The organism is Microcoleus sp. PH2017_08_TRC_O_A, from assembly GCF_020738665.1.
Taxonomy (GTDB): domain Bacteria; phylum Cyanobacteriota; class Cyanobacteriia; order Cyanobacteriales; family Microcoleaceae; genus Microcoleus.
Map to the genome: position 1 here is coordinate 1 of NZ_JAEQCE010000153.1, position 6,783 is coordinate 6,783.

At 47.4% G+C, this 6,783-nt stretch carries 5 protein-coding genes and 1 pseudogene; 3 read left to right on the forward strand and 3 right to left on the reverse strand.

Features of this window, described 5'->3' with window-relative positions:
* Window positions 1-187: 187 nt before the first annotated feature.
* Window positions 188-790 (reverse strand): PEP-CTERM sorting domain-containing protein, encoded by a 603-nt coding sequence (locus JGK22_RS31975; protein WP_293185837.1) that lies wholly within the window; start codon window positions 788-790, stop codon window positions 188-190.
* Between the two features lie 1,140 nt (window positions 791-1,930).
* Window positions 1,931-3,577: a GTPase HflX gene (gene hflX / locus JGK22_RS31980; protein ID WP_366027226.1), complete on the reverse strand. Its 1,647-nt coding sequence runs from the start codon at window positions 3,575-3,577 to the stop codon at window positions 1,931-1,933.
* A gap of 535 nt (window positions 3,578-4,112) precedes the next feature.
* Between hflX and JGK22_RS31985 the strand changes: the two genes are divergently transcribed.
* Both JGK22_RS31985 and JGK22_RS31990 read left to right on the forward strand, forming a co-directional pair.
* A complete protein-coding gene (locus JGK22_RS31985; RefSeq protein WP_293147923.1) occupies window positions 4,113-4,325 on the forward strand; it encodes a chlorophyll a/b-binding protein in 213 nt (70 codons plus the stop codon).
* Between the two features lie 220 nt (window positions 4,326-4,545).
* Window positions 4,546-4,782: a hypothetical protein gene (locus JGK22_RS31990; RefSeq protein ID WP_293185835.1), complete on the forward strand. Its 237-nt coding sequence runs from the start codon at window positions 4,546-4,548 to the stop codon at window positions 4,780-4,782.
* A gap of 326 nt (window positions 4,783-5,108) precedes the next feature.
* Here JGK22_RS31990 and JGK22_RS31995 read toward each other — a convergent pair whose 3' ends face one another.
* Window positions 5,109-6,209 carry a tetratricopeptide repeat protein gene (locus JGK22_RS31995; RefSeq protein WP_293193293.1) on the reverse strand — a complete coding sequence of 367 codons (1,101 nt, stop codon included), beginning with the start codon at window positions 6,207-6,209 and terminating at the stop codon, window positions 5,109-5,111.
* A gap of 150 nt (window positions 6,210-6,359) precedes the next feature.
* Between JGK22_RS31995 and JGK22_RS32000 the strand changes: the two are divergent.
* Window positions 6,360-6,533: pseudogene (locus tag JGK22_RS32000) on the forward strand (heavy metal-binding domain-containing protein); the annotation flags it as partial.
* Window positions 6,534-6,783: the final 250 nt, after the last annotated feature.

Below are 6,783 nucleotides of genomic sequence, written 5' to 3' on the forward strand. Positions count from 1 at the left end.
TTTTTGACGATCGCAATAATTCTCTCAGTTGACCATTTTGACTATATGATACTACTATTGCTTACTACTGCTTACAAACTTAATAAAGTTTTATAATACATTTTTTATGATTTCACCTAAAAACAAAAAAACACTCGCGCTTCAAGAAACGGAGAGATGTTGAAAACAAGCAGCAGCTTGGGCCTGCTTACCGTTGCTGACCGACCTGCTTGTTTCGTTTTCTGGTGGAACAGATGATTCCTGCGCCTGTCAGCAGGAGTGCTACCACAGTACCGGGTTCTGGGATAGTTGTTCTTCTAATGACGGGGGGGTTTATGTAGTTTGGCAATATCGGCGATGGCACCTGTATCGGCGGAACTGGCGATGGCGATGGTGATACCGGTGGTATGACCGGTGGTATGACCGGCGTGGGTAATATCGGTATCGGGGTTGATGGTGGTGGTGAGGCTACCGGTGGTTCCGGTACTGCGGGCTCTACTATTATAGGGCCTGGTGATTGGACTACCGGCACTTCCGGCACTACAGGTTGTACGATCGGTATCGGTGCTGGATCTACCAGCGCTTCCGGTACCGCGTCTCGCACGGGTGCAGGTGATGTCGGTACTTCGACTGGTACGGGTGTTGGTGATTGAGGGCTGAGGGAATTATCAGGGACGCAGGCACTTGAATAGTTTCCGGGCCCGCACACATCGACTGCTGCTGAAGCCGGAGGGGCGGCAGCTAGATAGTAGAACCCTGTTGCCATTGTGGCAGAGAGTCCAATTGCTAGTTTTGCCAGTGGCGTACACATAACTATTTAGTTAAACAGTGGTAAAATCGGAGAATAGAAGTAGTGCTAGAGATTAGCGCTGCACGGCGGGCATAGATTTTAGAGTTCTTACCATAAATTGATGTTTTCTCTCCCGGACGCCTGTAAAAGATAGTATAGCGCTTGAGGCGATCGCCCAAACACTTTGGTCGTCTTATTTTATTTGACCCTAGTCGCCTAGGCTGGTTTGCACCGTCTGGCAACCTCTGAGCTAACAGCCCTTACAGCTATTAAAAGAGAGTTTTTACCGATACTTTTTTGCTAACATTTGCTAACAAATACATAAGTTGAGATCGGATCTCAACCAAGGCCTATCAACCTATGCCCGTAAAAATTTCTACAAGCACTTATATTCTTGCGTTCAGCTTGGTTATCGCTTAGCGCTATTAGCCAATCTGATTATTTGCTTTGATACTGTAGAGGCAACTTATTTATATAGCGGTTGCGTACTACCAAGGTTTTTCACCTACATCTGAGTGGGTAAATTCATAAAATAGCTCGGTAAGTGGGAAACGAGCGAGACTTTAGTCCTGAGAGGGAAACGACGGGCGCGGTTTCAACCGCCTTGAATCCCCTTGCGGGGTTAGAGGGGTATGGTTGCCGCTCTAGGTCGATATGGTTGTCTCCAAATCCCTTTCGGGTAATGTTAGCTTCGCCAAAGTTATAAGGGCTTTTTCCGGCTAGCAGCAGTGTAAAGCGTGACTTTAGAACTGTTTAACCACGCTTCGACAGAGCAAGGGACTAGCTTCGCATCCACAGGGTGTCGTGACCCAAATAACGTAGACCTCGAAGGTCTGAGGCCCGTCAGTACAGCTTGCTCGATCTCTCTAACAAGCTCAGTGGCTTGAGCCTAGAGTTACTGACTCTATATGATACGAAGACCTATGACAAATGTAAGCGATCGTCCGTGCAAATGTCCGAAAAAGTCTTACTGTTAATCAACCTTGAGCGCCGCCTCCTGAAGTTAAGTATGTAACCGATCGCAAACTATATCTGCTGTATTCTAATTAGCAATCCACAATCTGACTATTCTTTTATAGTCTCATGCTTCGACGAGATCTGTCCTCAGTATATGTACGTGTATTCCCGAATGTCAACTACTGAAAAGGAATATTTAAGTATTTACCGAGGGTAGAGGGCGTATTGAATGAGCTGGGCTAGTCGATCGCGCAGGCTTTCCATGCCGAGACCTTTGGCGGCCGAAATAAATACGGCTTGAGGAAACTCTTCTCGGGCGAGAGCAAGAGTATCTCCATCTACGGCATCGATTTTGTTAAATACTACAAGGGCAGGCCCGGGAGTTACGGGCATATCTGTCAAAATATTCATGACGGAGCGAATTTGGCTCTGCCACGCGGGATGCGAAAGATCGACAAGGTGCAGCAAAGCATCGGCATCTGTAACTTCTTCGAGGGTAGCCCGAAAAGCGTCGATCAATGAGAGGGGAAGTTCGCGAATAAAGCCCACTGTATCTGTGAGGACGATCGACAGCGGTTCTTCGGTGAGGGCGCCAGGAATCGTCAGCTTTCGGGTGGTGGGGTCGAGGGTGGCAAATAATTGGTCGGCTGCGTAGACCTCGGAATTTGTGAGCAGGTTGAGCAGAGTCGATTTACCTGCATTGGTGTAGCCGACGATCGCGGCTGAGGGTACGTCCATGTGGTGCCGGTTCTGTCGCAGCCGGAAGCGGTGGGCTAGGAGTTGATTTACTTCTTGCTGCAATCTTGAAATGCGTTTGGCGATCGTCCGGCGTTCGGTTTCGAGTTTAGTTTCCCCGGGGCCTCTGGTACCGATACCGCCGCCTTGTCTCGACATTGCTTGACCGCGACCTGTCAGGCGGGGCAGGCTGTACTGTAGTTGAGCGAGTTCTACTTGCAATTTACCTTCGCTCGATCGCGCTCTTTGGGCGAAGATGTCGAGAATTACCTCCGTGCGATCGACGACACGAATACCAATCTGAATTTCCAAGTTGCGTATTTGTGCGGGGGACAAGTCGCGATCGAATACCACGAGGTTAGCGCTAATCGTTTGAGCGGTGAGGGAAATTTCTTGAATTTTGCCTTCGCCGACGACTGTCTGCGGGTGGGGGTTCGATCGCTTTTGACGCACTGTTTGCAATACCTGACCTCCGGCGCTTTCCACCAGCCGCGTGATTTCTGCGAGTCCGTCCTCAAAATCCAGCAGAGTCATGTGCTGAGTCATCACACCAACCAGCAGCACTTTGTCTTGGTCTGCATCTACTTGTTTGGCGACAAATTCTGCTTGAAAATCTGCTTCGAGTCCTTCCACCAACTCCAGAAAGTCTTGGTCTGCGAGGTCGTCCAAACTCAGTGGTTCTGATATTTTCCAGGGAAAGTTTTGAGTTTTGATTGGTGAGTTTTGAATTAAAGGCTCTTCTATTTCCTCTGTTTTAGTTGAAGCTGGTTCTAACTTAGCGCTCAACACAGAGAACTCAAAATTTGGTCGGTCTCCCTGGGGTATCAGGTGAACCAGATAAGTGTCTTGGATGTAACCGGCCGCACCGCCGCCGCGGCGCTGAAATCCTCCGCCGCTTAGAGTCAGCCAAACCAGGGCATCGAGGCGCTGAATTGCCATGGCGGTGATGGCTGCTTCGCTAGGGATTTCGGGCTTCAAGTGGGTGGCGATGCAGCGAATGCCACTGAGGCGACCTCCTCCGTAGCGGGGCAATTCTAGGGGTGCAATCTGGGTTTGGCGGGGCGTACCGACGCCGACGCGAATTACTTGTCCGCGACGGTTGATGTAGGTGCAGATTGGCTTGTCGATTTCGGTACTGATGGCGGCGACGCGCTGTGCGAATTCTGCCGTGGTGATGCGATCGCCCGGTAGTCTTTGGTGGTAAAGCTTTTCGAGTTGTTTGAGTTGGCTGGATTTGAGACCCTGAAGATTGCCGTAGATGGTTTCGATAACTGTTTCTCCCTCGCGCTCTGTCTTTGTTCCTATTTTAGTTAAGTTAAGGGCGATCGTGTTCTGTTTTGCGGTTGAAATTGACTATTTTTTTTTCCTGTAGCTTCTCGCGACTTCAGTATTGTCGAGTCACAACGGCCGTTGTTTGTCGCAGCAGGGCTTCGCAAGCTTTTCACAGCAGCCATCTCAACTTGCAGTTGTCTTTAGTATCTACCGATACAGGCGATCGCTGAAAAAATGGTTTTTAACAAAATTTAACACGTCATTTTTGTCTCAAAATCCTCCTTTAGACTTGTATGTATTTTGCACCTATCGACAGATAGCAAACTAGAAATTAGGTCGCTACCATGATAAGCGAAACATTGTTAAGGAATGTAAAAAAATGGAAACTCGCCCTACTAACTTACCTCCTACCGCTAATGCCTACAACGGCAAAGATCGGAACGCCTTTTTGTTTGGGTTAAACCCACAAGCAGAACTTTGGAACGGTCGCTTAGCGATGATCGGTTTCTTAGCTTATTTGCTTTGGGACATGGCTGGATATAGCGTTCTGCGCGACATACTTCACTTTCTGCCTACCTACATCGCTCACTAATAACGAGCATTCTATCCTGTCTGGTAGTATGAGGAAATGCCACAACTGCCAGACAGCCTAAAAGTTACAAATGGCAGCGAGTAGGATTTTGTCCCTTTGTATTTTTCGTTACTTTTGAATGGCATTAACAGACTTCTTGCTCTGATGCGATGATTCTGCGTAGGGGCGAGAGGAGTGGCGCGGTGAATATTGATAGACAAACAGATATTGTTCATGTTTCATGTTTCATGTAGATACAGAAGAGTATTTATTACACCTAACTCGTTATATTCACTTAAATCCAGTTTGTGCTACTAATATAGTTAAAAAAGCCGAGGCTTGGGAGTTTTCTAGCTATCAAGAATATAGCGGTTTTTACAAAGATTCGCGGACGTTGTTGGGCTTGGGCCCTCTTGATTTCAGCGGTTATGTAAGCTGTCAGCCATACCTCATCTTTTTGAGAAAGGCTATATATTGATTTGCGCCAGGGTAGTTTGCCTAAAATAGATCGAGTGCGATCGCAATTTCAGTCAGCAGATGCTTATCGTTACTTTTTAGAAGATTTAACTAGCGATAAATTAATCCAGCATTTAACCTTTGAAGAATAGAAAGAACCTACGTGCATCCAAGAAACCCGGTTTCTGAGTTCCACGCGCAAGCGTCCAAGAAACCGGGTTTCTCTGAGAATTTACGCCTCTTCACGAGATTTTCCGAAGAAACCCGGTTTCTGAGTATCGCGCGATCGGGGATTGTTGATTCTGACCCATCAGAAACACTATCAACTATCAACTATCAACTGACTAATTACTTTAGTTCATTGAGCGCCGCCTCGGCTTTTTGTGCGCCATCATTGTTGCCTTGCTGGCGGTAAGTGTCTAGGGCTTGTTGAAAAGCTTGAATTGCGTCGGATTTGCGATCGCGCGCTTTGAATGCTTGACCCATGTTGTAATAAGCTTCTCCTCGGGCTGGATCGAGCTGGATCACTCGCCGAAAAGTGATAATTGCTCCTGAAAAATCTTGTTTTTCTAGTTGAATTTCCCCGATTGCAACGTATGCGCTCACTAGATTCGGTCGCACGTCAATCGCTCGCTTGTAAGCTATAATCGCTCCTTCTAAGTCGTTTTGAGCTCTGAGAAGTTCGCCAATTTCTAACTGTACTTCGGGATTCCGCGGCTCTAGTTTTGACGCTTCTTCAAAAGCTGCTAGCCCTTCGGAAGTGTTGCCGCTACGCAGCAAAGCAGTACCTAATTTTAACTGAATGCTGGCTTGTTTGGGAGCGAGTTTGGCTGCTTGTTTGAGCACGGTGACAGCACTGGCAAAGTTTCCCTGCTGGATCAATACTAAACCCAATGAAGAATAAGCTTGCCAATTTTTGGGATCGAGGGCGATCGCCTCTTGGTATGCTTTAAATGCACCGCTGTAATCTTTTTGCTGAAACAGCACCACTCCGAGTCCAATTCGGGCGTTGACATTTTTGCGATCGAGCACAGCGGCGCGACGGTAAGCTGCTGCTGCTGCGGGATAGTTTTGCAGGTTCGCCATAGCATATCCTAAGGCGTATTGAAAGTCAGCATTTTTGGGTTCCAGACCGATCGCCTGTTGGTAAAATTCCACTGAGGCTTGATAGTTACCCTGACGCGCTTGTAGATAGGCAATACCGGAAAAAATGCGCGGGTTTTCCGCATCTAAACGGGCTGCTTGTTGATAAATGGCGATCGCCTTACTGTAGTCTCCTAAATCTACCAACTCGCGTCCTTGCCGCAGCAGACTATCTAAATTTGCATTATTTTTAGGTTGAACTTCCTCTGGTGTGTCTGCTGAGAGCGCTATCTGCGGCGTTGCGATCGCGAATCCCGCTACCAAAAGTGTACTGAATACCAAGAGACTTTGTTTGTGGACGGCCATTTTTTTCAAAGAGTGTGTGGATTAAAAGAGCGAATTGCTGTCAGCTTAACAAGCTTACAGCTTAGGGTTTGCCTGGAATCTTTGAGCGGGGAGATGTAGTAAACCTACAGAAATCGACCAACTCAAAATTTTCGCACTTGAGGCCAACTGATGATTGTAACAACAACTGATATCATCCAAGGAGCAGAAATTCAATCTTACTTGGGAATTGTAACTGCCGAGGTTGTCTACGGCACAAACGCCCTGCGAGATTTCTTCGCGGGTATTCGCGACATCATCGGCGGGCGCACCGGCAGTTACGAGGAAGTGTTTCTCAAAGGACAGGGACATGCCCTCTAGACTTACCATCTCGCTACCCTTCCAGCCATTATACCTCTGTTTTCTAGACACTTTCTATTTACTTAACGTATTTGCGTCATTACAGCCGTTGAGGTAGCTTACTTGTAAGCCCGCAGTTTCTAGAAGGATTCTAGTCAAAAAAATACCCCTGGTTGGGGGTATGTCCTATCTATTTATGACTTCTAATCCTTGGCGGGTGTAAAGATGAGTTTTGCTAGCCTAGCTCCTCGACACT